Raw genomic sequence first — 26,084 nt, 5'->3', positions numbered from 1 at the left:
CCCGCCAGCGCGGACCCGCTGGTGCCCTCGCCCGTTCCGCGCAACCCCGACCGGCCGCCTCCCGCGCGGGAGTAGCGTCGCGAGCGATGCCTGATCAGTCCGCGCCCGCCGGTGGCGCCCACCCGCCCACCCGCGACATCGTCCTCTCGCCGAAGCACCGCTGGCGCGCCTACTGGGTCGCCGTGTCCGTCGCCGCCCTGACGATCCTCGACCTGACCAAGGTCAATGTCGCCCTGCCCTCGATCGAGGCGGCGCTCGGCGCGGGCCCCACCGAGCTGCAGCTCGTCGTGTCGGGCTACATCCTCACGTTCGGCCTCGTGCTCGTGCCCGCCGGGCGACTCGGCGACCTGCGGTCGCGCCGGGTGCTCTTCCTTGTAGGCCTGTCGTTGTTCCTCGTCACGAGCCTCGCGTGCGCCCTCGCGCCGAACACGGCGGTCCTGCTGACCGCGAGGCTGCTGCAGGGCGTGGCCGCCGGTATCCAGATGCCGCAGGTCCTCGGGCTTGTGCAGCAGCTGTTCCAGGGCAAGGAGCGGGGCCGCGCCTTCGGGCTGTTCGGCGCGACGATCGGCATCGCGACGGCCTTCGGCCCCACCCTCGGCGGCCTCCTCATCGCCCTCGGCGGCGACACCGACGGGTGGCGCCTGATCTTCTGGATCAACATCCCCCTCGTCGCGATCGTGATCGCCCTCGCCGCCTGGCTGCTCCCCGCCACCCGGGAGAAGTCCCACCGCCGCCTCGACCTCGACCCGGTCGGCGTCCTGCTCTTCGGGCTGACGATCATCGCGCTGATGTGGCCGTTCCTGTTCACGACGGGATCACCCGACGACGACCCCCGCCGCTGGTGGCTGCTGGTGGTGTCCGTGCTGTTCGCGGCGGTCTTCGTCTTCTGGGAGCGCCGCTACGCCGACCGCGGCGGGTCGCCCCTCATGCCGTTCTCGATCTTCCGGCTGTCGTCGTACCGCAACGGCGTGCTGATCTCCACCGCGTACTTCTCGGCGATCCCCGCGATGTTCCTCCTCGGCACGCTCTACCTGCAGGGAGGTCTCGGCCTCGAGCCGGTGTTCGCCGGGATGGTGACGATCGGCTTCGCCGTGGCATCCGCGTGGAGCTCCTGGATCGGCGGGAACCTCGTCATCCGCCTGGGGCGCCCCCTCGTGGTCGCGGGGATCGTGGGCATGGTCGCGACGGCCGGGGGACTGGTCCTGGCGGCGGTGTTCACCGCCCCGGAATGGACGCCGTGGGTGATGGCCGGGGTGATGGTGCTCGGCGGCTTCGCCGGCGGCCTGGTGATCTCGCCCAACCAGACGCTGACGCTCGCGGACATCCCGGTCGCCAGCGGCGGCGTCGCCGGCTCGGTCGGCCAGCTCGGTCAGCGCATCGGCACGGCCGTGGGCACGGCGATCGCGCTCGCCCTCTTCTACGCGACGGTCTACCGGGAGCAGGACACCGAGGAGACCCTCACGGTCTTCCACGACGCCTACGCGAGCGGGATGATCGCCGTCGGGGTGTTCCTGGGGCTCGCCCTCGTCATCGGCGTCGTCGACCTGACGAGACGCGCCCGCCGCGGATCGCAGACGCCCTGAGGCCGTCGGGGTTGTCGAGGATGGATGCCGCGGGTCAGACCCCGTAGCGCTCGCGCACGACCGCGCGCAGCTGGTGGCTGCAGCGTTCCACGACCTCGTCCCAGACCTGCGTCGCTCCGTCCTGGGCGCGGTCGGACACGGCCCGCAGGATGCGGATAGGGACGCCGAACTGCTGGGCGACCCAGATCAGCGCGTAGGACTCCATGTCGACGAGACGGGCGTCGAGCGCGCGGACGAGGGCGACGGTCTCGGCGTCGTCGACGAAGTGGTCGCCCGTGGCGATCACCAGGCCGTCGACCCCGGTCTCCACGCGCGCGGGGAGGGACACGTGCTGCCCGAAGACGCCGTCCAGGTCCTTCACGTCGTGCTGGATGGCGGCGGCGATGTCGTACACCCCGCCCTCCACCTCGGGGTCGATGGCGCCGGCCGTGCCGACGACGACGATCTCGTCGTACGTGCGGCCGCTCAGTGCGCGGGTGAGGGCGTAGGCCGCGGGGATCTTGCCGACACCGGTCAGCAGACGGTCGAACCCGGGCAGGTCCTCCTCGAACGCGACGAGCTCGGACACGTGGGCGGCGACGAGGAGCTTCACCCCTCCATCATGGCCGGTCCGCCGGGCCCGACATCACACGTTCAGGACTGGGCGGCGGCGGACGCGGCGGACAGACGCGCGACCTCGTCGTCCGACAGCTCCAGGCGCGCGCTCGCCAGCAGGTCGGCGACCTGCTCGGGCTTCGACGCGCTCGCGATCGGCGCGGCCACCGTGGGCTGCCGGCGCAGCCACGCCAGGGCCGTGGAGGCGATCGAGGCGTCGTGGGCGGCGCCCACCTCCTCGAGCGCGTCGATCAGGGCGAGGCCGGCGGGAGTGGCCAGCTTCGCGGCGGTGCCGGCGCGGGGCGAGGAGCCGGCGGCATCCGGGGTCCGGTACTTGCCGGTGAGGAATCCGCTCGCGAGGGCGTAGTACGGAACGAGCGAGAGGCCGAACTCCTCGGCGACGGGGACGATCTCGCTCTCCACCTCGGTGCGGTGGACGAGGTTGTAGTGCGGCTGGACGGCGACGGGCAGGGCGGCGCCGGAGGACTGCGCGAGCGAGATCCACTCGCGGATGCGCTCCGCCGTGTAGTTCGACACGGCGACGTGACGGACGAGGCCGTCCCGGACGAGGTCGGCGAAGGCGCCGACCGTCTCCTCGAGCGGGGTCTCGGGGTCGTCGAAGTGCGCATAGTAGAGGTCGATCGCCTCGACGCCGAGGCGGGAGAGGGATGCCTCGGCGGCGGCGCGGACGTTCGACGCGGACAGCCCGCGGAAGTCGGGGTGGGTGCTGACTTTGGTCGCGATGACGACGTCGGCGGGCTTGCGCGAGGCCAGCCACTCGCCGATGAGGGTCTCGCTCTCGCCGCCGCTGTTGCCGGGGACCCAGGCGCTGTAGCCGTCGGCGGTGTCGATGAAGTCGCCGCCGCCGGCGTGGAACGCGTCGAGCACGGCGAAGGAGGTGTCGCGGTCGGCCGTCCAGCCGAAGACGTTCCCGCCGAGCGAGAGCGGGAGGATGTCGAGGTCGCTCTGTCCGATGCGCGTCATGATGCCCTTCCAGGTCGTGTGGATCTGGAGAAGGTCAACGACCTGCGGCGTGAAGAATTCCGCGGCGCGCCGCCGTGCACCGTCTCATCCCCGGGCGGATCGGTGGGGGCGCGCGTCAGCTGCCGGACAGGATGCCGACCAGGCCGCTGCCGATGAGCCAGAGGCCGACGGCCGAGACCGCGACCCAGATGACGATGGTGCCCGGCGGGTACTTGCGGCCGCCGCCGCCCTCGGGGGCGCTCACGAGCGCACCATCATGACGATCGAGACGGCGATCACGGCGGCGCCGCCGACGAGGCCGATGACCCCGATGACCGGTCCGCCGCCGCCGAGGATCGCGGCGAGGCCGACCGCGACGAACAGGGCGCCCAGGATCAGACCGATCACCTGGTACACCCGGTACCGGCCGTTGCCGCCGATGCTTCTGTCGCCGCTCACCCGTTCGCCTCCCGGGATCAGCGTAGCGAATGCCGTGGACATGTCCCGGCGCGAGGGCGTGACCACCGGCGGGCGCTGCGTAGCGAATGCCGTGAACATGTCCCGGCGCGAGGGCTTGACCACCGGCGGGCGCTGCGTAGCGAATGCCGTGGACATGTCCCGGCGCGAGGGCGTGACCACCGGCGGGCGCTGCGTAGCGAATGCCGTGAACATGTCCCGGCGCGAGGGCTTGACCACCGGCGGGCGCTGCGTAGCGTGGAGGGATGGCGCGTCCCGTACCCCACCCGATCCGTCCCGGCCAGCTCTCGGTGTGGGACTTCCCCCGGCCGCCGCGCGTGGAGCGCGTCCCCGGCCGCGTGCAGATCGACTTCGGCGGTGTGCGCATCGCCGACACCGACGACGTCGTGCGCGTGCTCGAGACGAGCCACCCGCCGGTCTACTACCTGCCGATCGACGCCTTCGGCGACGCGCTCACCCTGGGCCAGGGGGCGTCGTTCTGCGAGTTCAAGGGCGGGGCGCGGTACTTCGACGTCCATGGCGGCGGAGGCGTGGTCGCGGAACGGGCGGCGTGGAACTACCCGTCGCCGATGCCCGGCTACGAGGTCCTCGCCGATCGCGTGGCGGTGTACGCCGGCCCGATGGACCGCTGCATCGTGAACGGCGAAGTCGTCGAGCCGCAGCCGGGCGGCTTCTACGGCGGATGGGTGACGTCGGACCTCGCCGGCCCGTTCAAGGGCGTCCCGGGCTCGATGGGCTGGTAGCCCCGCGCGGGCGGCCCGACGCGGCCACGGCGGGTGACCCGTGCGCGCCGAACGACCCGAGCGCGCCGACGCGGCCGCGGCGGGCGACCCGAGCGCGTCGAACGACCCGAGCGCGCCGACGCGGCCGCGGGTCAGTCCTCGAACGCCTGGGGCACTGCGGCGTGCAGGTCGGCGAGCCACACCCGCGCATTCCCGTCCGACGGGGCGCGCCAGTCGCCGCGCGGCGACAGCGAGCCTGCGGGGGACACCTTCGGGCCGTTGGGGATGGCGGTGCGCTTGAACTGCGCGAAGCCGAAGAACCGCTGCAGGAACACGTCGAGCCACCGTGCGACGGTGACCAGGTCGTAGGACGGGCGCTGACCTTCCGGGTATCCCGGAGGCCACGTCCCGGCATCCGGATCCCCCCAGGCCCGGGCGGCGAGGAACGCGATCTTCGACGGCCGGAAGCCGTAGCGCAGCACGTGGTACAGCGTGAAGTCGTGGAGGTTGTAGGGGCCGATGCGGTCCTCCGTGGACTGCATCCGTCCGTCCTGACCGGCCGGCACCAGCTCGGGGCTGATCTCGGTGTCGAGGACGGCCTGCAGCACCTCGACGGTGGCGGCGCTGAGCTCCCCGGCGGAGATGACCCACCGGATGACGTGCTGGATGAGGGTCTTCGGCACCCCCGGGTTCACGGAGTAGTGGCTCATCTGGTCGCCGACGCCGTACGTCGACCAGCCCAGCGCGATCTCGGACAGGTCGCCGGTGCCCACGACGATGCCGCCGTTCTGGTTCGCCAGGCGGAAGAGGTAGTCGGTGCGCAGACCGGCCTGCACGTTCTCGAACGTGACGTCGTGCACGGGCTCGCCCGCGGCGAACGGGTGCCCCATGCGCGCCAGCATCTCGGATGCCGCCGGGCGGATGTCGATCTCCTCGATGGACGCCCCGACGGCCTCGGCGAGGGCGATGGCGTTGCGCTTGGTCCGCTCGCTCGTGGCGAAGCCGGGCAGGGTGTAGGTGAGGATGTCGCTGCGCGGCCGGCCCATACGGTCCATGGCCCGCGCGATGACGAGGAGGGCGTGCGTGGAGTCGAGTCCGCCGCTGACGCCGAGCACCGGCTTGGGGTTCCCGATGGCCTCCAGGCGCTGCACGAGACCCGACACCTGGATGTTGAACGCCTCGTAGCAGTCCTGCGCGAGGCGGGACGGGTCGTCGGGGACGAACGGGAAGCGGTCGAGGGCGCGGCGCAGGCCGATGTCGGCCGCCGGGGGAGCCAGCTCGAACGTCACGGTGCGGAACCGCGGCCGGGTCGTGCGCCGGTTGTCGTCGAAGGTGCCCTGGCGGAGGCGGTCCTGCCGCAGGCGGTCGAGGTCGACGTCGGCGACGCTCCGCCGCGGACCGTCGGGGAACCTCTCGGTGGTCGTGAGCAGCTGCCCGCCCTCGTAGATCATGGTCTGGCCGTCCCACGAGACGTCGTTGGTCGACTCGCCCTGCCCCGCGGCGGCGTACACGTACGCGGCGAGGCAGCGGAGCGACTGGGACTGCGACAGCAGCGACCGGTCGTCGGCGCGGCCGATCGTGATGGGGCTGCCGGAGAGGTTCGCGAGCACGGTGGCGCCGGCCAGCGCGGCCCCGGACGACGGCGGGATCGGCACCCACACGTCCTCGCAGACCTCGGCGTGCACGGTCAGCCCGGGGACGTCGACCGCGTCGAAGAGCAGGTCGGGGCCGAAGGGCGCCGTCTGCCCGGCCACGACGATGAGCTCGTCCGACCGGTCGTCACCGCGGGCGAACCACCGGTGCTCGTAGAACTCCCGGTAGGTCGGCAGGTACGACTTCGGTGCGACGCCCAGCACCCGGCCGCGGTGGATCACGACCGCGCAGTTGTAGAGGCGGTTGCCGCTGCGCAGCGGCGCACCCACCAGCAGCACGGGCAGAAGGTCGACGGATGCCGCGACAATGCGCCCCACCGCCGCCTCGACCGCGTCGAGCAGAGGGTCCTGCATGACCAGGTCGTCGATGGCGTAACCGGACAGGCACAGCTCCGGGAACACGGCCACGGCGACGCCCTCGTCGTGGCAGTCGCGCGCCGAGGCGAGGACGGCGTCGGCGTTGCGGGCGGGGTCCGCCACCGCGACGGGGATCGTGCACGCGGCGACGCGCGCGAACCCGTGCCGGTAGACGCTCTCGAACGGCAGGTCGGTGCTCACCCGTTCAGTCTGTCAGGTGCTCCCGACAGGGGGCGGCCGGATCGCGCAGGGCCCCGTCCGGGCGCCGCGACCGCCGATGTCGGCGCCCCGGATTACCGTGGGGGATCATGCGGTACATCGAGCACGACGGTCGGATCGTCTGGAGCGCCAGCGACCTCAAGGCGGCAGCCGAATGCGAGTTCGCGTGGCTGCGGGCCATCGACGCGAAGGTCGGCCGCATCGCGCCCGTCGACGACCCCGAGGACGCCACGCTCGAGCGCGCGGCCCGCCTCGGCACCGCGCACGAGCTGCGCGTGCTCGACGACTACCGGGCCCGTTTCGGCGCGGCCGTGCGCGAGATCCCCGAGACGCGCTCGTCGGATGCGGCGGCGCTCGCCGAGGCGGTCCGCCTCACCGGCGACGCCCTGACCGACCCGGGCGTCGAGGTCGTCTACCAGGCGGCGTTCGCCACCGAGGAGTTCGTCGGGTTCGCCGACTTCCTCGTCCGCGAGCCGGATCGGGGCGACGGGATGCCACGTCGCTGGGTCGTGCAGGACACCAAGCTCGCCCGCCGGGCCCGGGTCACCGCCCTCATGCAGCTCGCCGCCTACGTCGACCAGCTGGACCGCCTCGGCGTCCCCCGCGCCGACGACGTGCAGCTCCTCCTCGGCGACGGGTCGGTCAGCGAGCACCGTGTCGACGACCTCCTGCCGGTGTTCGGCCTGCGGCGGGCCCGGCTGCGCGCCCTCATCGCGGACCGCGCCGTCGGTCTCGCCACCGCCGGCCCCGTCATCCCGTGGGGCGACCCGCGCGGCGACCTCGCCGTCATCGCGTGCGGGCGGTGCGCCACGTGCGAGCTCGAGGTCGTCGCCCACCGCGACCTGCTCCTCGTGGCGGGCATGCGCCCCGTCCAGCGCGAGCGTCTGCGCGCCGGCGGGCTCGAGACGATCGACGCGCTCGCCGCCGCCGCGACGGGTCCGAGCGCGATGAGCGCCGACACGTTCCAGTCGCTGCGCACGCAGGCCCGGCTGCAGCTCGCGAGTCCGGCCGGCGTGCCCGGGGACGAGGCGGACGCCGACCCGCACGCCGTCCCCACCTTCGAGGTCGTCGCCCCCAAGTCGCTCGGCGTGCTGCCCCGTCCGGACCACGGCGACCTCTTCTTCGACTTCGAGGGCGACCCGCTCTACACGGAGGGCGCCGGCGCGCACTGGGGCATCGACTACCTGTTCGGGTGGGTCGACAGCCGCGAGACGTACGGCGCGCTGTGGGCGCACACGTTCGACGAGGAGCGGGCGGCGCTGGAGCGCTTCCTCGACATGGTGGCGCTGCGGCGCGAGCGGTTCCCCGGCATGCACATCTACCACTACGCGCCCTACGAGCCGACGCACCTGCTCACGATGGCGGCACGGTACGGGGTGCGCGAGGCGGACGTCGACCGGCTGCTGCGCGACGGCGTCTTCGTCGACCTGTACCCGGTCGTCCGTCGTGCGCTCCGCGTCGGATCGCGGTCGTACTCCATCAAGAAGCTCGAGCCGTTGTACATGGGCGACGAGGTGCGTACGAGCGACGTGCAGCGCGGTGACGACTCCATCGTCAAGTACGTGGAGGCGCGGGCGCTCGCGGCGGACGGCGACGCGGACGGGGCGCGGCGCGTGCTCGACGACCTCGCGGACTACAACCGCTACGACTGTGTCTCGACCCGTCGCCTGCGCGACTGGCTCGTCGAGCGCGCCCGCGAGTCGGGCGCCGTCCCGGCCCGGGGCGCCGAGCCCGACGAGCAGGCCTACGAGCCCTCGCCCCGCGCGACGGCGCTGCAGCGGTGGGCGGCCGACGCCGACGAGGCGGACGCGGTCGCCCTGCGTCTGGCGGCCGCCGCGATCGACTACTACCCGCGCGAGGAGAAGACGTACTGGGCCACCCACTTCCTGCGCCTGCGCGAGCCGGTGTCGGTGTGGGAGGAGACCCGCGACGTGGTCGTCGTCGACGCCGCCCGCTCCCGCGTGGTGGCGGACTGGCACATCGCCGAGTCCGGCCGCGGCGCGGAACGCCGCCTCATCGAACTGCGCGGCGAGCTCGCCCCTGGTACGCGTCTCAGCGTCGACGGCGAGCCGTTCGCCGTCTACGACCTGCCGGCGCCGTTCCCGATGGAGACCCGGCCGCGCTGGATCCACGGCGCGCGGCGGGTCACCGTCCGCGAGGTGCTCGACGACGGGGCCGTCGTCGAGGAGGTCGCGGCCGACGGCGTGACGTGGGACGAGCTGCCGCTGGCCCTGACGCCGCCCGCACCGCCTCGGGCCGGCAACCAGCAGAAGGCGATCGACGCCTGGGCCGACGCCGTGCTGGCGGCGGCGCCGCGGATCCCGCAGGGCCCGGCCGCCGACATCCTGCGTCGCGTGCCGCCGCGCACGCGGTCCGGCGCGCTCGCCGCGGTCACCGGCGTCACCGCCGCCCCCGTCGCCGGGACCGCGGGCGGGGGCCCCGCCACCGCCGAGCCTCTCGACGAGGTCGGGGCCATCACGCGCAGCGTGGCGGACCTCGACCACAGCTACCTCGCGGTGCAGGGCCCTCCCGGCACGGGCAAGACCTACGTCGGCTCCCACGTCATCGCGCGTCTCGTCGCCGAGCGCGGGTTCCGCGTCGGCGTGGTCGCGCAATCGCACGCGACGGTCGAGAACATGCTCGACCGGGTGGTCGATGCCGGCGTCCCGGCGTCGCGGGTCGGCAAGGCGCCGAAGGATCCCGCGGCCGCGCACGCCTTCACGGTGCTGCCGAAGAACGGCATCGCCGCCTTCACGGCCGAGAACGCCGCGACGGGCTTCGTCGTCGGCGGGACGGCCTGGGACTTCAGTCACGAGGGCCGCCTGCCGCGCGGCAGCCTCGACCTGCTCGTCATCGACGAGGCGGGGCAGTTCTCGCTGGCATCCACGATCGCCGTCTCCCTCGTCGCCCAGCGCCTGCTGCTGCTCGGCGACCCGCAGCAGCTGCCGCAGGTCAGCCAGGGCACCCACCCGGAGCCCGTCGACACGTCCGCGCTGGGGTGGATCATCGACGGTGCCGAGGTCGTGCCCGCGGAGCTCGGCTACTTCCTCGCGCGCACCCGGCGCATGCACCCGGACGTCGCCGAGCCCGTATCGCGCCTGTCGTACGAGGGGCGCCTGGCCGCGCACCCCTCCACGGCGCTGCGCACCCTGGACGGGGTCGAGCCGGGCGTGCACGTGCGCCCGGTGCGTCACACCGGCAACGCGACCTGCTCGCCCGAGGAGGCGGCGGAGGTCGTGCGCATCGTCGCAGACCTCGTGGGGCGTCGGTGGACCGGTGCGGAGGGCGGCGCCGGCGACACCGCGGTCCGGCACGAGCCCCGGCCCCTGCGGGCCGACGACATCATCGTGATCACGCCCTACAACGCCCAGCAGGTGGCGGTCGAGGAGGCACTGGCCGCGGCCGGGTTCGCCGACGTGCCGGTCGGCACGGTGGACCGGTTCCAAGGCAAGGAGGCGGTGGTCGCGGTCCTCACCCTCGCCGCGTCCTCCGGCCGGGAGGCTCCGCGCGGGCTCGAGTTCCTCCTGCTGCGCAACCGGATCAACGTCGCGATCTCGCGCGCGATGCAGGCGGCGTACGTGGTCTTCTCGCCCGCACTGCTCGACGACCTCCCGCGCACGCCGGAGGGAGTCGCCCGCCTCAGCGCGTTCGCGCGCCTCGTCGAGGCCGATGTGCGCGAGCCGGCCGTCGTCTGAGGGCGGCCCCGCCGACATCGGCGGGCGCCCTCACCGGCGACGTGCGGGCCCGCCGTCGTCTGAGCCGCGGGGCGCGCCTCAGGCCGTGCCGTAGAGGCGGTCGCCCGCGTCGCCGAGACCGGGCACGATGTAGCCCTTCTCGTTGAGGCGCTCGTCGACCGCGCCCAGCACGAGCGTGACGTCGTGCCCCTCGACCTGCTTCTCGATGGCCGCGACGCCCTCGGGCGCCCCGAGCAGGCAGATCGCGGTGACGTCCTGCGCGCCGCGGGCGAACAGGAAGTTGATGGCCGCGCCGAGCGAGCCGCCGGTGGCGAGCATCGGGTCGAGCACGAAGCACTGGCGGTCGCTGAGGTCGTCCGGCAGCCGCTCGGCGTAGGTGGTCGGCTCGAAGGTCTCCTCGTCGCGGACCATGCCGAGGAAGCCGACCTCGGCCGTCGGGAGGAGCTTGACCATGCCCTCGAGCATGCCGAGACCGGCACGCAGGATGGGGACGACGATCGGGCGGGGCTCGCTGATCTTCACCCCGGTGGTGGTGGTGACCGGGGTCTGGATCTCGACGGGGTCGACGCGGACGTTGCGGGTCGCCTCGTACGCGAGGAGCGTCACGAGCTCCTCGGTCAGCTGGCGGAACACCGGCGACGACGTCTGCACGTCACGCAGCACCGTGAGCTTGTGGGTGATGAGCGGGTGATCGGCGACGTGGACACGCATAGGCTCAAGGCTAGCCGTTCCGCCCGCGCGCCCGACCCCGGCGTCGCACTTCCCGTCCCGGAGGACCGTGACCCCGCTCGCCGCCGACCTCGACGCGATGCGCCGTGCCCTCGTGCTGGCCGGGGAGGCCGCGGCGGAGGGCGACGTCCCGGTGGGGGCGGTGGTCCTGGGGCCCGACGGCCGGGTCCTCGGCGAGGGGCGGAACCTGCGCGAGCGGACGGGCGACCCGACCGCGCACGCGGAGGTCGTCGCGCTGCGCCGCGCCGCCGACGCTCTCGGCTCGTGGCATCTCGCGGACTGCACCCTCGTCGTCACGCTGGAGCCGTGCGTCATGTGCGCGGGCGCCGTCCTGCAGGCGCGCGTGCCGCGGGTCGTCTTCGGATCCTGGGATGCCAAGGCCGGCGCGGCCGGATCGATGTACGACGTGCTCCGCGACCGGCGCCTGCCGTACCGGGTCGAGGTGGTCGGCGGGGTCGCCGAGGAGGAGGCGTCGGCCCTGCTGCAGGCGTTCTTCGAGGACCGCCGCGGGGACTGACGGCCCGGACGCGCCCGGCTCAGCGGGGGAGGAGCGGCAGCAGCTCCGCGCCCACCTGGTCGGCGTGGTCCACGTCGCGCAGGTCGAGCAGCTGGAAGTAGACGCGCTGTGCGCCCCGCGCCGCGAGCCGCTCCACGCGCTCGGCGACCTCCGCGGGGGTGCCGATGAGGTTGGCCCCGTTGTCGAACTGCGCCCGGGTCTGACCGATCGCGGCGACGCGGCGCTCGATCTCGGCGTCGTCCGCGCCGATGATCGTCGGGAGCGCGACCGACAGCTTCAGCGACCCGGGGTCGCGGCCGATGGTGTCGCAGGCGCGGCGCACCCCGTCGAACTTCTCCGCGACGACGTCCTCGGTCACGAAGCCGATGTTGAACTCGGTGGCGTAGCGCGCCGCGAGCGCGGGGGTGCGCTTCGGTCCGCCGCCGCCGACGATGACCGGCACGGGCGTCTGCACCGGCTTCGGCAGGGCGGGGGCGGCATCCAGTCGATGATGCGCGCCGTCGAACGAGAAGGTCTCGCCGACCGGTGTGGACCACAGTCCGGTGACGATCTGCAGCTGCTCCTCGAGGAGGTCGAAACGCTTGTCGGGGAACGGGATGCCGTAGGCGGCATGTTCGCGCGCGAACCATCCGGTGCCGAGCCCGAGCTCGACGCGTCCGCCGGACATCGCGTCGACCTGGGCGACCTGGATGGCGAGGATTGCGGGCACCCGGTAGGTGACCGACGACACGAGGGTGCCGAGGCGGATGCGCGAGGTCTCGCGGGCGAGGCCGGCGAGGGTGGTCCACGCGTCGGTGGGCCCGGGAAGCGGGTCGCCGTCGGCCATGCGCAGGTAGTGGTCGGAGCGGAAGAACCCGTCCAGTCCGTGCTGCTCGGCGGACCGGGCGAACGCGAGCTGGTCGTCGTACGAGAACCCCTCCTGGGGCTCGGTGAACAGGCAGTACTCCACGAAGGGCTCCTCGGGGTGGGCGGATCAATCGGCCGAGCGCAGGATGATCGCCTCGGTCGGCGGCGCGGGGTCGGCGGGGCGCCCGACGTAGCCGATGTGCTCCAGCAGCGCCCGACGGAACTGCGCGGGCCGTTCCAGGTGCACGGCGTGCCCGGCGTCCTCGACGGCGAGCTCGGTGACCGCGCCCCCGGCCGCCGCGTAGTCGGCGAGCACGTCGCGGGTCTGCGAGACCATCGGCTGCGCGGGCGCGGCGTCGGCGCCGGGCCACCCGGGGACAACGCCGAGCGCGCCCAGGTGGTGCACGTCCGAGAAAGAGGTGTCCGACACGACGGCGTCGGCGGTGCCGTGGATCCACAGCACCGGCGGCTTGTCGGCGATGTCGACGATCGCGGAGAGGTCGAGGTGGGTGGGCGCGATCGCGTTGAGCACGCCGGTCGTGCCCGGTGCGAACCCCGGCCAGGTCGCGACGGTTCGCGCGTCGCCGGGGTAGTTGCCGCCGGCGGTGGAGGTGCTGAGCATGGCCTCCACCCACACGTCCTCGTGCTCGGAACGGTAGTCCGACGAGACGTAGCTCGAGCGGAACACGGAGCGGGGGGAGGTGGGGGCGTCGTCGGTGGCGTCGCGAGCGGTGAGCCGCTGCACGAAGTCGGGGTTGGCCGCCCCCGCACCGGTGCCCGCGCCGTTCTCGGACACGAGGGAGCCGTCCCGGCGCGTACCGCCGAACCCGTACGGCGACAGGGGCGCCTGGAGGGTCAGGGAGAGCACGGGGTGGTCGAGCGCGTACTGCAGGACGACGGCGCCGCCGAGGGCCCACCCCACGAGGTGCACCGCGTCGAGGCCGAGGGTCTGAAGGGTCGCGTGCAGGTCGTCGCTGAAGTCGCGGACGCCGCGGGTGGCGTCGATGGGGGAGTGCTCGGTGCCGCCGAAGCCGCGCAGGTCGACCGCGAGCACGCGCAGGTCGCTCGGCAGGTCCTGCATGATCTCCTGCCAGAACAGCGACGAGGCGACGCTGCCGTGCACGAGCACGACCGTCTGCTCGGCCACCGTCGCGGGATCGTCGCCGGCGCGCTCGAGCACGTTCACGCTCAGCCGACCGGTGTCGACGAGGCGGGCGGCGATGCCGTCGAAGAGAGTCATGCGAGGTCCTCCGGGTCGAGCGCGGAGCCCCGGTACCCCGCGCGCTCCCGACTCTAACGCGCCCCCCTTCGGCCCGCACTCAGGGTTGCCCGCGTCGGGCGAGGCGGTGTTCGTAGACTGGGGATCATGACGGATGCCACCGGGTCCCTGCCTCCGATCGCCGTTCTCGGCGCCGGCTCGATGGGCGGTGCGATCCTGCGCGGCCTCGTGACGGCCGGGCTCTCCGGCGGGGGGATCGTCGCGACGAACCGGTCGATCGCGAAGGCCGCCGAGCTGGCGGATCTCGAGGGCGTGACGAGCATCGCCCTGGAGGCGAACGCGGACGGCAACGCCGAGGCCGTGGCATCCGCCGACATCGTCCTCATCGGGGTCAAGCCGGCCATGGTGCCCGACCTCCTCGACGAGATCCGCCCGCACCTGCGTCCCGGCGCGGTCGTCGTGAGCCTGGCGGCCGGCGTCACCCTCGCCACGTTCGCCGACCGTCTGGGCGCGGACGTCGCGACACTGCGGTCGATGCCCAACACGCCGTCGCTCGTCGGCAAGGGCGTGACGGGGCTCGCCGCGGGTCCGAGCGCGTCCGAGGAGCAGGTCGCGGTCGTGCGTCGCCTGTTCGAGACCGTCGGCGCCGTGCTGGAGGTGCCGGAGTCGCAGATCGACGCGCTGTCGACCATCTCGGGGTCGGGCCCCGCCTACGTGTTCCTGCTGGTCGAGCAGTTCACCGCGGCCGCTGAAGCGATGGGCTTCTCGACGGCCGACGCGCGCCTCCTCGCCGAGCAGACCTTCATCGGGGCGACGGTGCTGATGGATGCCTCCGAGCACGACCCCGCCGAGCTCCGACGTCGCGTGACGAGCCCGAAGGGCACCACCGAACGGGCGGTCGCCGTGCTGCAGGAGGCGCGCCTGGACCGGACGTTCACCGAGGCCGCCGAGGCCGCGCTGGCGCGGGCCCGGGAGCTCGCCGCCGGGAGCTGACATGCGACTGCGGTTCTCGGGGGAGATCTGGTTCTGGCGCGGTCCCGCGCCGTTCCACTTCGTCACCGTCCCGGAGCGGGAGGCCGCGAGGATCGCCGAGGTCGCCCCCGTCGTGACGTACGGCTGGGGGATGATCCCCGCGGCGGTCACGATCGGCCGCACGCGTGTGACGACGTCGCTCTGGCCGAAGGACGGCGGCTACGTCGTGCCGATCAAGAAGGCGCTGCAGGATGCCGAGGGCGTCGCCGTGGACGATGTGGTCGAGCTCGAGCTCGACATCGACGCGTGAGCGTCGCCGAAGGCGCGACCCGTAGCGCCCGCCGGGGCCCCGCGATCAGCGGTCGAGCGCCGCGAACCGCTCGATGTCGCTGTTGGTCCCCGACACGATGATGAGGTCGTGATTCGTGACCACGGTGTTCGCCTCGGCGTAGCGGAACGGGCGGCCCGGGCTCTTCACGCCGACGACCGTGACGTTGTACTTCGAGCGCACGCCCGACTCGTTCAGGCCCACGCCGCGGACCAGCTTGGGCGGGTACATCTTGGCGAGGACGAAGTCGTCGTCGAAGCGGATGAAGTCCAGCATGCGACCGCTCACGAGGTGCGCGACGCGCTCGCCGGCCTCGCGCTCGGGGTAGATGACGTGGTTCGCCCCGACGCGCGACAGAATCTTGCCGTGCGACTGCGAGACCGCCTTCGCCCAGATCTGGGGGACCTTGAGGTCGACGAGGTTGGCGGTGATGAGGACGGACGCCTCGATGAGCGACCCGACGGCGACGACGGCCACCTGGAAGTCCTGGGCGCCGATCTGACGCAGCGCGTCGATGTTGCGGGCGTCGGCCTGTACGGCGTGGGTGACGCGCTCGGACCACTTCTGCACGAGCTCGAGGTTGCCGTCGACGGCGAGCACGTCGCGGTCCAGCCGGTCCAGTTCCCCGGCGCAGGCGGCGCCGAAGCGGCCCAGTCCGATCACGAGGACGGGCGCGTCGCTGCGAATCCGTTCAACCAACGATCGGCCTTTCCACGGGCAGCGCGTAGAGCTGCGAACGAGAGGACGCGGCGACGGCCGCGGCGAGTGTCACAGTACCAATGCGCCCCATGAACATGGTCACGGCCAGCACGTAGACGGCGGAGTCGGGGAGCTCGGCGGTCAGGCCCGTGGACAGCCCCACGGTGGCGAAGCCGGAGATGACGTCGAACAGGACGTACTCGATCGGGGCGTTCGTGATCCGGCTGATGATGACGGTCGACAGCGCCACGATCGTCGCGCCCCAGGCCACGACCGACAGGGCGACGCGCTGGACGTCGCTGGGGATCCGGCGGCCGAACGCCTGCACCGCGGGGCGTCCCTTCGCCTCGGACCAGACGGCCAGCGCCAGCACGGCGAGCGTCGTCACCTTGATGCCGCCCGCCGTCGAGGCGGACCCGCCGCCGACGAACATGAGCATCGACCCGACGATGAGGGTCGCGCCGTTGAGGTCGCCGATGTCGATGACGGAGAAGCCGCCCGACCGGGTCATCGCGGAGAGGAAGAGGGCCTGGAACGTCGTGTCCCAGGCGTCCATGCTCCCGAAGGTGGACGGGTTGTCATATTCCAGCAGGAGAATGACCGCGGCGCCGGCGAAGAAGAGGATCACGGTCGTGATGATCGTGAGCTTGGCGTGCAGCGACCACCGCCGGAAATGCCAGTAGTGGCGCCACAGGGTGAAGATGACCGGGAAGCCGATCGACCCGAGGAAGACGCCCACCATGAGCACGGTGAGCAGGTAATAGTCCTGCGCGAACGGGGTGAGGCCCTCGGCGTTGGGCACGAAGCCGGTGTTCGTGAACGCCATGGCGGCGTAGTAGGGCGCCTCCCACAGCGCCACGAAGGGGTCGATGCCGCCGACCAGGAGCGCCGGGTAGATGAGGACGGTGAGGGCCGCCTCGATGACCAGCGTCGACAGGGCGACGGTCCGCAGCAGCTGACCGACCTCGCCGAGCCGGACGGTCTGCCCCTCGTTGACGGGCCCGCCGTGGACGCGGAGCGGGTTGCTGTCGCCCGCGGCGATGAGCTTGGCGCGCAGACCGAGGCGCTTCGAGATGACGAGACCGAGGATGGATGCCAGGGTCAGCACGCCCAACGCGCCCACGTTGACGCCGATGTAGGTGATGACGTGCCCGAGCGGCGACCAGTGCGTGTACATGTTCACCGTCGAGAGGCCGGTGACGCAGATCGTGGAGACCGCCGTGAAGAGCGCGTCCGCGAGGGAGGTGCGCTGCCCGTCGGCGGCGGCCGCCGGGAGCGAGAACAGCGCGGTGAATAGCAGGATGAGCGTCACGAAGACGAGCACCGCGAAACGGGCGGGGGAGGCGGTCGTGAGGGTCCGGAGCGCGTCCCACGCCTCGTATGCGATGCGCCGTACGCGCACTCCGGCACGTCGGTCGCTCGGCGTCGCCGCCATGCCCACTCCCTCTCTGCCGGAACCCGGATCATGGTACTCGTGCGAGGGCGCGGCTAATCTAATGCCATGGCGGACATCTTCGACGTGATCGCTGACGGGACGCGTCGCGACATCCTTCAGCTGCTGCTCGATCGGGCCACCGGTGGGGAGCGGGGCACGAGCGTCTCGCAGATCGTCACGGCCCTCGGGGTGAGTCAGCCGACAGTGTCGAAGCACCTCAAGGTGCTCCGCCAGGCCGAGCTGGTCACGGTCCGCGAGGTGGGGCAGCACCGCTTCTACAGCCTGACGGTCGCGCCTCTCGACGAGGTCGACGACTGGCTTGTGCCGTTCTTCTCGGTGGATGCCGAGAACGAGCCGGCGCTGCCGGATTCGGCCGTCCACGCGGCCGAAGTCGTCGGCCGTGCGGCGGCGTCCGTGAAGCACTCGATCGAGAGCGCTTTCCGCAAGCTGCCCGGCCGCTGAACGCACATCCGTCACGGCTGTCACAGCGGTTTACACGCGTCGCGCGCAGACTCTAGAGTGTGTCCAGCATCAGAGGGTGAGAGCACCCGGACGAGGGGTGGTCGATGGCCGAGTTGCCGGACGTGCGTTTCCTGACGGTGGCCGAGGTCGCCGAGCTGATGCGCGTGTCGAAGATGACGGTCTACCGTCTCGTGCACTCGGGCGAGCTGCCCGCCGTCCGCTTCGGACGCAGCTATCGGGTGCCGGAATCCGCCGTGGCGGATGCCGTGCAGCGGCCGGTGTCCGACGTCGGCTAGACTGATCCGAGGCTTTTTTCCAACGCCTAGTGTTCCCGGGGGCCGACATCGGCACCCAGACCCCGACTTAGTGAGGTTTTCCGTGGGTTCTGTCATCAAGAAGCGCCGTAAGCGCATGGCGAAGAAGAAGCACCGCAAGCTGCTTCGCAAGACTCGTCACCAGCGTCGCAACAAGAAGTAACGCGGCCACCACACCGAGCGCCTGTCCTGTTGTGACGGGCGCTTCGTGTATCCGTTGGCCCGGCCGTCGTCCGTCCTCGGAGGAAGCATGCAGTCCATCACCGTCCACGATCTGCACGCGGGCCGCGAGCGCCCGCTCATCGACGTGCGGGAGGAGCACGAGTTCGTCGCCGGCCACGTGCCGGGCGCCGTGAACCTGCCCATGTCGACCCTGGGCGAGCACCTCGACGAGCTGCCCGAGGGCGCGTTCGACGTCATCTGCCAGGCCGGCGGCCGTTCGGCGCGGGTCGTCGAGGCCCTCACCGCCCGCGGGCACGACGCGACCAACGTCGAGGGCGGCACCGGGGAATGGATCGCCGCGGGGTACGACGTTCAGTCCTGAGCGCCTCCCCGGCTCCTAGGATGGGAGCGTGACGACCCTCACGCTCATCGGCAAGCCCGACTGCCACCTCTGCGAGGTCGCCGAGCAGATCGTCGACTCGGTGGTCTCTGATCTGCCCGACGGCGTCGCCGACGGCATCGCCGTCGAGCATTCGTCCATCGCCGACGACCCCGCCCTGTACGACCAGTGGTGGGAGAAGATCCCCGTCGTCCTGATTGACGGCCGTCTGCACGCGCACTGGCGCGTGTCGGCCGACCGCCTGCGCGCGGCGCTCCTGGCCGCCGACACCGAAGGAGCCTCCGCGTGAGCATCCGACACATCGTCCTCTGGAAGCTCGCGGCGGACGACGCCGACACCCGTGCCCTGCACGCGGAGCAGATCGCGGAGCGGCTGCTCGCCCTGCGCGAGGTCATCGACGACATCCAGCACATCGAGATCGGCCGGAACGTGGCGTACCCCCAGGCCAACTGGGATGTCGCGCTGGTGAGCGAGTTCGCCGACGTCGAGGCGCTCGAGCGCTACCAGGTGCACCCGGCTCACCAGGAGGCGGCGGCGTTCGTCCGCTCCGTGGTGGCCGAGCGCGCCTCGATCGACTTCCCCGGCTGAGACCGGGTTGCTCCCGCGCTCGCGCGCGGGAGCACCGTGGTCAGCGGCGCGGGTCTCCCGCACCGTCGACGTGCACGATCGGGATCGCCTGGGTGAAGGTGCTGGCGCGGCGCTCCGCCTCGGCGCTCCCGGTGAACAGCCCGGAGCCGTGATCGTCCTCGAGGACGTCGGCGTCGTCGGTGCGTCCGCCGATGGAGGCGTCTGCGCCGTTGTGCCGCGCCGCGTCCCGCCCGTCGGAGGGGGTGGCATCCGTCCCGCTGTCCGCCCATAGGAGGCGCTGAGCGGGCACCGCGGCGGGCATCGCCTGCTGGACCCACACCACCATGTCCTCGCGGACGCGGCACCGCAGGTCGAACAGGGTCGGGGCGTCGCGGGCGCTCACGAGGATGCGCACGCGCACGAGCCCGCCGACGGCGTCCGTGACCTGGAGGACCGAGGTGCGTCCGTCCCACAGGTCGGTGTCCGCGAGGATCTCGTCGAGGTGCCGGCGCATGCGGGCGGGCGACACCCGCCAGTCGACGTCGATCTCCACCGCGCCCAGCAGCTCGCTGCCCTGCCGCGTCCAGTTCTCGAACGGCTGGGTGGTGAAGTGCGTGCAGGGCAGGACGAGCCGGCGCTCGTCCCACAGGTCCACCACGACGTAGCTGAGGGTGATCTCGCCGATCCGCCCCCACTCGCCCTCGACCACGACGACGTCGTCGACGCGCAGGGCGTCGCTGAAGACCAGCTGCACCCCCGCGAAGATGTTCGCGAGCACGGACTGGGCCGCGAGGCCCGCGACGATGGAGGCGATGCCGGCCGAGGCGAGCAGGCTCGCGCCGACGGTCCGGACGGCGGGGAAGGTCAGCAGGATCGCGCCGATGGCCACGACAACGATGAGCACGAGGGCGAGGCGGCGGACGATGAGCGTCTGCGTGCGGATCCGGCGCGCGTGCCGGTTGTCCGGGACGTCGATCCGATGGCGGCCCAGAGCGAGGTCGGTGGCGAACGACACCAGGGCCGACAGCAGCCACGCCGAGGCGAGGATGACCGCGATCGTCAGCGTCTGCGTGAGGGGTGGCATCCATTCGTCCCGCAGCTCGCGGGGGAAGGCCAGCCCGATGCCGGCCCAGACCGCCACGACGAGGACCACGGCCCGGAAAGGGCGACGCGCGCGGCGCACGAGGTCTCCGGGCCAGTCGTGGCGCCGGGCGATCAGCCGGACGATGCCGGTCACGATGAACGAGACGATGACGGCGATGACGATCGCCGCGGTCAGGGTGACGGCGAACTGCAGCCAGGGGTCGAGCATGGGCCTCCTCGGGTCGGGGTCGGCGGCCACGCTACCGAGAGGGGGGCCGGACCCCGTGCGCCTCGACAGGACGACGGGGGTCGGGCGATACTGACGGGCCTAGGCGAGCGGGCGGGTCGACACGGCGACGTCGGCGAGGGCGATCCGGACGCGTTCGCGCGGCGCGAGATCCCGCGCGGAGGAGTGTTGCAGGCGGACCAGGCTGCCGTCCGCCGCGCGGACGATGGTGCGGCGCGTGCCGCCGAGGAAGGTGGTCTCCTCGACGACGGCGTCGACGCCCGGTCCGCCGTCGACGTCGACGAGGAGCACGTCCTCGGGGCGCACGAGCACTTCGCAGTGCCCGTCGTGGGCCGATGCGGCCAGCGGCATCTCCTGACCCCAGACGTCGACCATGTCGCCGTCGACGATGCCGGGGACGGCGCTGACGGGTCCGAGGACGGGCGCGAGCTCCGGTTCGGCGGCGCGCGCGCTCACCTGTTCCGGGGCGCCGGTGGCGACCACCCGTCCGGCCGACAGCGCCAGGACCCGGTCGGCGAGCGCGAATGCCTCGGCCGTGTCGCGGGTGGCCCAGACGACGGCGACGCCGCGGGCGCGCAGCGTCCGCGCGAGCGCCGACACCAGCTCGGCCCGCTCGACGCTGTGCAGGCGGGAGAGCGGGTCGTCGAGGACGAGCAGGCGCGGGGCGGCGGTGAGGGCCCGGGCGAGCGCGAGCCGCTGCCGGTCGCCGCCGCTCAGCAGGTGCGGGCGGTGGGGGGCTCCGGGGGCGAGTCCGACGACGGACAGGTCCGCGGCATCCGGGTCGACGCCGGGGAGGAGGGGGAGGGGAGCGTCCCCGGCGACCACGCGGACCTCGTGCCGTGCGGCGGTACGAGCGCGGCCGACGGTCGCGCGTCGGAGCCCCGCCGCCACGGCGAGCAGGGTCGAGGCGCCGCACCCGGAGGCGCCGGTGACCGCGACGATCTCGCCCGGGCCGACGGCGAGGTCCACCTCCGCGAGCACCCACCGGCGACCGCGCCGGACGCCGACGGCATCCAGGTGGACGACGTCGGCCGCCCGTCGCGGGGCGACGGCTCCCTCGGTGTCGGGAGCGGACACGGCCTCGGACTCGGGGGGACGGACGACGGCCATCCCCCGACGCTAGGCGTCCGCGACGACCGGCACGGTCCCGGTGGGTGAATCGGCGCCGACGCGCAGGGAACGAATACGGGTCAGGGGGCCAGGCGCGTGGGGCCGCGGAAGAGGTAGGTGACCTCGCGGATCGACGACTCGCCCAGCAGCAGCATCAGCACGCGCGCGAGACCCATGCCGAACCCGCCGTGCGGCGGGGCGCCGAAGCGGAAGAAGTCGAGGTAGAAGTCGAGGTGCTCGGGGTCGAGACCCTTCTCCTTCGCCTGCTCGACGAGGACGTCGACGCGGTGCTCGCGCTGGGCGCCGGTGGTGATCTCGACGCCGTTGAACAGCAGGTCGTAGGACTTCGTCAGCCCGGTCTCCTCGTCGCGCATGTGGTAGAACGCGCGGATCTCGGGGTGGTAGTCGGTGATGAAGACGAACTGGTGACCGAACGTCTCGGCGACGTGCGCGGCGATCTGACGCTCGCCCTCGGGGTCGAGGTCGCCGTCGGTGCGGGGGATGTCGTACCCGCGCGCCGCGACGATCTCCCGCGCCTCGGCGAGGGGGATGCGCGGGAACGGCAGGGTCGGGACCTGCACCTCGACGCCGAACAGCTCCTGGATCTCGGCGCCGTGCTTGTCGGCGACGGCCTGGATCGCCGTCTGCAGGAGCTCCTCCTGCATGCGGGCGACGTCCTCGTGCGAGTCGATCCAGCTGATCTCCGCGTCGATCGAGGTGAACTCGGTCGCGTGACGGCTCGTGAACGAGGGGTCGGCGCGGAACGCCGGCGCGATCTCGAAGATCTTGCCGAAGCCGGCGACCTGCGCCATCTGCTTGAAGAACTGCGGGCTCTGCGCGAGGTAGGCGGTCTTCTCCTCGAAGTACGGCACCTCGAAGAGCTCCGCGTTCGACTCGGACGGGGATGCCATGAGCTTCGGCGAGTGCACCTCGATGTAGTCCCGCTCCACCCAATAGGTGCGCATCGCGTGCTCGAGCGTGGTCTGCACGCGGAAGATGAGGTTGTTGCGGCGCTGACGCAGGTCGATGAAGCGCCAGTCCATGCGCTTGTCGGGGCTGCTGTCGGCGGCGATCGGCGTTTCGGGGTTCGCGGCGGCGGCGATCACGAGCTCGCCGACCTTGATCTCGACGCCGCCGAGCTTCACGCGCTCGTCGTGCTTCAGCTCGCCGCGGACGGTGAGGAAGGTGCCGGTGGCGAGGGCGCCGATCGTCTCGGTGAGCGCGACGGCGGCGGCATCCTGGTCCCCGGCCTCCTCGCTCGGACGCGTCGCCGGGTTCACCAGCTGGACGGCGCCGGTCTCGTCGCGGAGAACGACGAACTGCACCTTCTTCTGATCGCGCACGGTCTCGACCCATCCCGACACCTCGACGGGGCCGGCGGGGAGGGATTTCAACTGGGTGATCAGGACGCGTTCGCTCACGAGGGGACAGTCTACGGTGGGGGCCTCCCTAGGATGTCCGTCGTGACCTACTCCCTGCCGCCCGACGCGTTCCGGACGCTGCGTCCCGAGCCGAGGCGCGGTGGCCTGCGGGTGTGGGACGTCGCGCTGACGGTCGTCCTGCTCGTCCTGCTGCCGCTCGCGGCCCTCGCGGCGACCTCCGCGGGCCTGCTGTTCACCGCCGCCGGGGACAGCTGCTTCCTCGCCTCCTGCGACCTGGGCCTGGTGAACTTCGGCTTGTGGTTCGCCGTGATCGCGCCGTGGGCGGCGCTCGTCATCGGCGTGGCCGTGGCCATCGTCCGGCTCGTGCGGCACCGCATCGCGTTCTGGGTGCCGCTGCTGACCGTGATCGGGATGGTGGCGCTGTGGTTCGTGGCCGCCGCCATCGTGGGAGCGGGCGTCTCACCCCGCTGAGGCCTGCCCGCCCTCCGGGGCAATCCCCAGGCAGACCGGCGGCTCCCGCCCTAGCCTGGAGGAGGCGTCCGACCGGGCTGCCGATCACCGAGCGCGAAGGCACCCGATGACCGTCATGACCCTCCCCGCCGCGGTGTCCGCCGCGGCCGGCTCCCAGGACCAGTCCTGGCTGACCTCCCTGGCCGACTGGACCGTCTCGCTCATGGAGGTCATCGGCCCGGTCGGAGCGGGCGTCGCCATCGCGCTGGAGAACCTCTTCCCGCCGCTTCCCAGCGAGGTCGTGCTGCCGATGGCCGGTCTCACGGCCAGCCGCGGGAGCTTCACTCTGGCCGAGGCGCTGATCTGGACCACCGTCGGCTCGATCGTCGGCGCCTACGTCCTGTACGGGCTCGGCCGCTGGCTGGGGGCGGAGCGCCTGCGGGCCATCGCCGCGAAGGTGCCGCTGCTGCACCCGGAGGACGTCGACCGCACGGTCGCCTGGTTCGAGCGTCACGGCGGCAAGGCCGTGTTCTTCGGGAGGATGATCCCGATCTTCCGCAGCCTCATCTCCATCCCGGCCGGCGTGGCGAAGATGTCCCCGCTCCGGTTCGGCCTGCTCACCGGCGCGGGCAGCCTCATCTGGAACACGATCTTCGTGCTCGCGGGGTACCTGCTGGGCGAGAACTGGCACGTCATCGAGCAGTACGCCGACATCCTGCAGTACATCGTGATCGCCGCCGTCGCCATCGGCGTGGCGTGGTTCCTGTACGCCCGCGTGCGGGCGCTGCTGGCGTCCCGGCGCGACGCCTGACGTCCGCCCCGCGTTCCCCCACCGTCGAAGTAACGGGGCCGGGCGCTCAGTCCGCCCACAGCCCTCGAACGTAGACTGACCAGGTGCCCGCCGAACGCCTTCATCTCGTGCGCCACGGAGAGGTCCACAACCCTCGCCGTGTGCTCTACGGTCGGCTCCCCGGTTTCGGGTTGAGTGTCGACGGTCGGCGGATGGCGCGGCAGGCCGCGGAGCACATCCAGAGGCTCGAGCGGCCGGTGTCGGCGCTCGTGGCCTCCCCGCTCCAGCGCACGCGCGAGTCGTCGGAGCCGTTCACCGAGATCTTCGGTCTCGAGGCCGTCATCGACGAGCGCGTCATCGAGCCGACGAACGTCTTCGAAGGGCATCGGATGAAGCAGGCGCTGGCGAATCCGCTGAACTGGCGGCACCTGCGGCAGCCGGACCTGCCCAGCTGGGGCGAGCCCTACGCGAGCATCGTCGGCCGTGTCGTCGAGGCCATGAACGACGCCTGGGAGCGCGTGCCCGACGGTGACGTCGTCATCGTGTCGCATCAGCTCCCCATCTGGGTGACGCACCTCGCGATCGCCCACCGTCCCACCCGCCACGACCCCCGCAAGCGCCGCTGCGCGCTGTCGAGCGTGACGAGCTTCGAGCGGCGAGACGGCGCCGCCGGAGCGCCGCGCTGGGTCGAGGTGGCGTACGCCGAGCCGGCATCCACCGCCGGAGCCGTCGACGTAGGAGCCGTCTGATGCGCCGAATCCTCTCCGCCGTGGTCGCCGCGGCGGCCACCGCCACGCTGGCCGTCGGGCTCGCCGCCTGCTCGGCCGATCCGCTCGCCGAGCAGTACCGCGCGGGCGACAACAAGGGCTACATCGCCGCCAACGGCTTCCAGACCGTCGAGATCCCCGCCGACCAGCGCGGCGAGCCCGTGGAGTTCTCCGGCTCGCTCGACGACGGCTCGCCCGTCTCCAGCGGCGACTTCGCCGGCCGCGTCCTCGTCGTGAACTTCTGGTACGCCACGTGCGGCCCGTGCATCATCGAGGCGCCTCGTCTGGAGCAGGCGTACCAGAGCTTCGAAGGACAGGACGTGTCGTTCCTCGGCATCAACACGTACGACCAGCCCGCGACGGCTCTCTCGTTCGCTCGCGACAACGACGTGTCCTATCCCAGCGCGATGGCCGTCAACGACGCGGACCTCAAGCTCGCCTTCGCCGACAAGACGCCCATCAACGCGACGCCGACCACCCTCGTGCTCGACCGGGAGGGCCGCGTCGCGGCCCGCATCGTGGGCGAGCTGCCCGAGGCATCCATCCTCGAGGCCATCGTGCGCACGCTCGTGGCGGAGACGGCGTGAACCCCGGCGCGATCGTCTTCGACGGCGCCCTCTGGCTCGCGCTGCCGATCGCCCTCGCGGCGGGGCTGATCTCGTTCCTGTCGCCGTGCGTGCTGCCGCTGGTGCCCGGGTACCTCGGCTACATCGGCGGCGCGGTCGCTCCCCGCGGCGGGTCGGCGTCCGCGCCCGGTCGGGGGCGGCTCGTCGGCGGCACCCTCCTGTTCATCGCCGGGTTCACGCTCGTGTTCGTCGCGTACAACGCCCTGGGCGGGACGGCCGGCGCCTTCTTCACCCGGTACTCCGACGTCATCACGCGCGTGCTGGGCGTGGTGATCATCCTCATGGGCCTCGTCTTCATCGGCCTGTTCGGGATCGCGCAGCGCTCCGTCCGGATGCAGTCGAAGAGCGGTCTCGGCCTCGTCGGGGCGCCCCTGCTGGGCGTCGCGCTCGGCATCGGCTGGACGCCCTGCATCGGGCCGACGCTCGCGGCGATCCTCTCGGTGTCGTACAACCTCGGCGATCCCGGCCGGGCCGCGCTCCTCGGCCTCTTCTACTCGCTGGGTCTCGGCATCCCGTTCCTGCTCCTCGCGCTGGGCCTGGGCTGGGCCACCCGGTCCGTCGCGTTCATCCGCGCGCACATCCGCGCCGTGAACATCATCGGCGGCCTGCTCCTCGTGGTGCTCGGCCTGGCGATGGTGACCGGCGTCTGGGGCGCGTGGATGTCGTCCCTGCAGGGGGTGATGGGCAATGTCCAGCTCCCGCTCTGATCGAGGGACC

30 protein-coding genes are annotated in these 26,084 nt (G+C 72.3%); 17 read left to right on the top strand and 13 right to left on the bottom strand.

The window, feature by feature from the left end:
* The first annotated feature begins 86 nt into the window (after positions 1–86).
* A complete protein-coding gene (locus ACO03V_RS14970; protein WP_367733160.1) occupies positions 87–1,583 on the top strand; it encodes an MFS transporter in 1,497 nt (498 codons plus the stop codon).
* Positions 1,584–1,617: 34 nt separating this feature from the next.
* Here the strand turns inward: ACO03V_RS14970 and ACO03V_RS14965 are convergent, their stop codons facing one another.
* The 4 genes from ACO03V_RS14965 to ACO03V_RS14950 all read right to left on the bottom strand — a co-directional run bounded on the left by ACO03V_RS14965 (position 1,618) and on the right by ACO03V_RS14950 (position 3,599).
* Entirely contained in the window at positions 1,618–2,175 is a 558-nt protein-coding gene (locus ACO03V_RS14965; RefSeq protein WP_423138140.1) for a nucleosidase, read from the bottom strand.
* Positions 2,176–2,216: 41 nt separating this feature from the next.
* A complete protein-coding gene (locus tag ACO03V_RS14960; RefSeq protein ID WP_423138139.1) occupies positions 2,217–3,161 on the bottom strand; it encodes an aldo/keto reductase in 945 nt (314 codons plus the stop codon).
* Between the two features lie 115 nt (positions 3,162–3,276).
* Positions 3,277–3,405: a hypothetical protein gene (locus ACO03V_RS14955; protein ID WP_367733166.1), complete on the bottom strand. Its 129-nt coding sequence runs from the start codon at positions 3,403–3,405 to the stop codon at positions 3,277–3,279.
* Positions 3,402–3,599 carry a hypothetical protein gene (locus ACO03V_RS14950; RefSeq protein ID WP_423138138.1) on the bottom strand — a complete coding sequence of 66 codons (198 nt, stop codon included), beginning with the start codon at positions 3,597–3,599 and terminating at the stop codon, positions 3,402–3,404. The genes ACO03V_RS14955 and ACO03V_RS14950 overlap by 4 nt, the downstream gene beginning before the upstream one ends.
* A 263-nt stretch (positions 3,600–3,862) precedes the next feature.
* Between ACO03V_RS14950 and ACO03V_RS14945 the strand changes: the two genes are divergently transcribed.
* Positions 3,863–4,360, top strand: a complete 498-nt coding sequence (locus tag ACO03V_RS14945; protein ID WP_423138137.1) for a DUF427 domain-containing protein — start codon at positions 3,863–3,865, stop codon at positions 4,358–4,360.
* Positions 4,361–4,491: 131 nt separating this feature from the next.
* On the opposite strand, the gene ACO03V_RS14940 is transcribed toward ACO03V_RS14945, so the two are convergent.
* Complete coding sequence (locus ACO03V_RS14940; RefSeq protein ID WP_423138136.1) at positions 4,492–6,549, bottom strand: NAD(+) synthase; 2,058 nt, start codon at positions 6,547–6,549, stop codon at positions 4,492–4,494.
* A gap of 107 nt (positions 6,550–6,656) precedes the next feature.
* Here ACO03V_RS14940 and ACO03V_RS14935 point away from each other — a divergent pair, with 107 nt between their 5' ends.
* Positions 6,657–10,262: a TM0106 family RecB-like putative nuclease gene (locus ACO03V_RS14935; RefSeq protein WP_423138135.1), complete on the top strand. Its 3,606-nt coding sequence runs from the start codon at positions 6,657–6,659 to the stop codon at positions 10,260–10,262.
* Positions 10,263–10,340: 78 nt separating this feature from the next.
* On the opposite strand, the gene upp is transcribed toward ACO03V_RS14935, so the two are convergent.
* Positions 10,341–10,973: a uracil phosphoribosyltransferase gene (upp, locus tag ACO03V_RS14930; RefSeq protein WP_367733180.1), complete on the bottom strand. Its 633-nt coding sequence runs from the start codon at positions 10,971–10,973 to the stop codon at positions 10,341–10,343.
* Positions 10,974–11,070: 97 nt separating this feature from the next.
* Here upp and tadA point away from each other — a divergent pair, with 97 nt between their 5' ends.
* Entirely contained in the window at positions 11,071–11,508 is a 438-nt protein-coding gene (gene tadA, locus ACO03V_RS14925) for a tRNA adenosine(34) deaminase TadA (protein ID WP_423138167.1), read from the top strand.
* A gap of 19 nt (positions 11,509–11,527) precedes the next feature.
* On the opposite strand, the gene ACO03V_RS14920 is transcribed toward tadA, so the two are convergent.
* On the bottom strand, positions 11,528–12,457 hold the full coding sequence (locus tag ACO03V_RS14920; RefSeq protein WP_423138134.1) for an LLM class F420-dependent oxidoreductase: 930 nt from the start codon (positions 12,455–12,457) through the stop codon (positions 11,528–11,530).
* Positions 12,458–12,481: 24 nt separating this feature from the next.
* Complete coding sequence (locus tag ACO03V_RS14915) at positions 12,482–13,594, bottom strand: alpha/beta hydrolase (RefSeq protein ID WP_423138133.1); 1,113 nt, start codon at positions 13,592–13,594, stop codon at positions 12,482–12,484.
* 126 nt (positions 13,595–13,720) lie between these two features.
* On the opposite strand from ACO03V_RS14915, the gene proC reads away from it, so the two are divergent.
* Together proC and ACO03V_RS14905 are read left to right on the top strand one after the other, a co-directional pair.
* Positions 13,721–14,566 carry a pyrroline-5-carboxylate reductase gene (proC, locus tag ACO03V_RS14910; protein WP_423138132.1) on the top strand — a complete coding sequence of 282 codons (846 nt, stop codon included), beginning with the start codon at positions 13,721–13,723 and terminating at the stop codon, positions 14,564–14,566.
* Between the two features lies 1 nt (position 14,567).
* A complete protein-coding gene (locus tag ACO03V_RS14905; protein WP_367733188.1) occupies positions 14,568–14,855 on the top strand; it encodes a DUF1905 domain-containing protein in 288 nt (95 codons plus the stop codon).
* Positions 14,856–14,900: 45 nt separating this feature from the next.
* Here ACO03V_RS14905 and ACO03V_RS14900 read toward each other — a convergent pair whose 3' ends face one another.
* Together ACO03V_RS14900 and ACO03V_RS14895 are read right to left on the bottom strand one after the other, a co-directional pair.
* Positions 14,901–15,572: a potassium channel family protein gene (locus ACO03V_RS14900; protein WP_367733190.1), complete on the bottom strand. Its 672-nt coding sequence runs from the start codon at positions 15,570–15,572 to the stop codon at positions 14,901–14,903.
* The gene (locus tag ACO03V_RS14895) at positions 15,565–17,007 is read right to left on the bottom strand and encodes a TrkH family potassium uptake protein (RefSeq protein ID WP_423138131.1); all 1,443 of its coding nucleotides are present in this window, start codon (positions 17,005–17,007) and stop codon (positions 15,565–15,567) included. The genes ACO03V_RS14900 and ACO03V_RS14895 overlap by 8 nt, the downstream gene beginning before the upstream one ends.
* 66 nt (positions 17,008–17,073) lie before the next feature.
* Here ACO03V_RS14895 and ACO03V_RS14890 point away from each other — a divergent pair, with 66 nt between their 5' ends.
* The 6 genes from ACO03V_RS14890 to ACO03V_RS14865 all read left to right on the top strand — a co-directional run bounded on the left by ACO03V_RS14890 (position 17,074) and on the right by ACO03V_RS14865 (position 18,933).
* A complete protein-coding gene (locus tag ACO03V_RS14890; protein WP_367733194.1) occupies positions 17,074–17,469 on the top strand; it encodes an ArsR/SmtB family transcription factor in 396 nt (131 codons plus the stop codon).
* A 104-nt stretch (positions 17,470–17,573) separates the two neighbouring features.
* A complete protein-coding gene (locus ACO03V_RS14885) occupies positions 17,574–17,765 on the top strand; it encodes a helix-turn-helix domain-containing protein (protein WP_367733196.1) in 192 nt (63 codons plus the stop codon).
* Positions 17,766–17,847: 82 nt separating this feature from the next.
* Positions 17,848–17,946 carry a 30S ribosomal protein bS22 gene (locus ACO03V_RS14880; RefSeq protein WP_003792170.1) on the top strand — a complete coding sequence of 33 codons (99 nt, stop codon included), beginning with the start codon at positions 17,848–17,850 and terminating at the stop codon, positions 17,944–17,946.
* A gap of 87 nt (positions 17,947–18,033) precedes the next feature.
* The gene (locus ACO03V_RS14875) at positions 18,034–18,327 is read left to right on the top strand and encodes a rhodanese-like domain-containing protein (RefSeq protein WP_367733226.1); all 294 of its coding nucleotides are present in this window, start codon (positions 18,034–18,036) and stop codon (positions 18,325–18,327) included.
* A 28-nt stretch (positions 18,328–18,355) separates the two neighbouring features.
* Entirely contained in the window at positions 18,356–18,634 is a 279-nt protein-coding gene (locus ACO03V_RS14870; RefSeq protein WP_367733228.1) for a glutaredoxin family protein, read from the top strand.
* On the top strand, positions 18,631–18,933 hold the full coding sequence (locus ACO03V_RS14865; RefSeq protein ID WP_367733230.1) for a Dabb family protein: 303 nt from the start codon (positions 18,631–18,633) through the stop codon (positions 18,931–18,933). The genes ACO03V_RS14870 and ACO03V_RS14865 overlap by 4 nt, the downstream gene beginning before the upstream one ends.
* 40 nt (positions 18,934–18,973) lie before the next feature.
* Here the strand turns inward: ACO03V_RS14865 and ACO03V_RS14860 are convergent, their stop codons facing one another.
* The 3 genes from ACO03V_RS14860 to aspS form a co-directional block, all read right to left on the bottom strand.
* Complete coding sequence (locus ACO03V_RS14860; protein ID WP_423138130.1) at positions 18,974–20,224, bottom strand: mechanosensitive ion channel family protein; 1,251 nt, start codon at positions 20,222–20,224, stop codon at positions 18,974–18,976.
* A gap of 99 nt (positions 20,225–20,323) precedes the next feature.
* Entirely contained in the window at positions 20,324–21,352 is a 1,029-nt protein-coding gene (locus tag ACO03V_RS14855; RefSeq protein ID WP_423138129.1) for an ATP-binding cassette domain-containing protein, read from the bottom strand.
* An 80-nt stretch (positions 21,353–21,432) separates the two neighbouring features.
* Positions 21,433–22,773, bottom strand: coding sequence for an aspartate--tRNA(Asn) ligase (aspS, locus tag ACO03V_RS14850; protein ID WP_423138128.1), 1,341 nt, complete (start codon positions 22,771–22,773; stop codon positions 21,433–21,435).
* Positions 22,774–22,815: 42 nt separating this feature from the next.
* Here aspS and ACO03V_RS14845 point away from each other — a divergent pair, with 42 nt between their 5' ends.
* From ACO03V_RS14845 to ACO03V_RS14825, 5 genes are all read left to right on the top strand, one after another.
* On the top strand, positions 22,816–23,205 hold the full coding sequence (locus tag ACO03V_RS14845) for a hypothetical protein (RefSeq protein WP_423138127.1): 390 nt from the start codon (positions 22,816–22,818) through the stop codon (positions 23,203–23,205).
* 106 nt (positions 23,206–23,311) lie between these two features.
* Positions 23,312–23,995 carry a DedA family protein gene (locus ACO03V_RS14840; RefSeq protein ID WP_414685873.1) on the top strand — a complete coding sequence of 228 codons (684 nt, stop codon included), beginning with the start codon at positions 23,312–23,314 and terminating at the stop codon, positions 23,993–23,995.
* Between the two features lie 83 nt (positions 23,996–24,078).
* The gene (locus tag ACO03V_RS14835; protein ID WP_423138126.1) at positions 24,079–24,723 is read left to right on the top strand and encodes a histidine phosphatase family protein; all 645 of its coding nucleotides are present in this window, start codon (positions 24,079–24,081) and stop codon (positions 24,721–24,723) included.
* On the top strand, positions 24,723–25,328 hold the full coding sequence (locus ACO03V_RS14830) for a TlpA family protein disulfide reductase (protein ID WP_387052583.1): 606 nt from the start codon (positions 24,723–24,725) through the stop codon (positions 25,326–25,328). Before ACO03V_RS14835 ends, ACO03V_RS14830 begins: the two co-directional genes overlap by 1 nt.
* Positions 25,325–26,074, top strand: a complete 750-nt coding sequence (locus tag ACO03V_RS14825) for a cytochrome c biogenesis CcdA family protein (protein ID WP_423138125.1) — start codon at positions 25,325–25,327, stop codon at positions 26,072–26,074. Before ACO03V_RS14830 ends, ACO03V_RS14825 begins: the two co-directional genes overlap by 4 nt.
* Positions 26,075–26,084: the final 10 nt, after the last annotated feature.

It is taken from the genome of Microbacterium sp. HMH0099, from assembly GCF_049384025.1.
Classification (GTDB): Bacteria; Actinomycetota; Actinomycetes; order Actinomycetales; family Microbacteriaceae; genus Microbacterium.
This window is presented reverse-complemented; position numbering and strand designations above follow the sequence as displayed.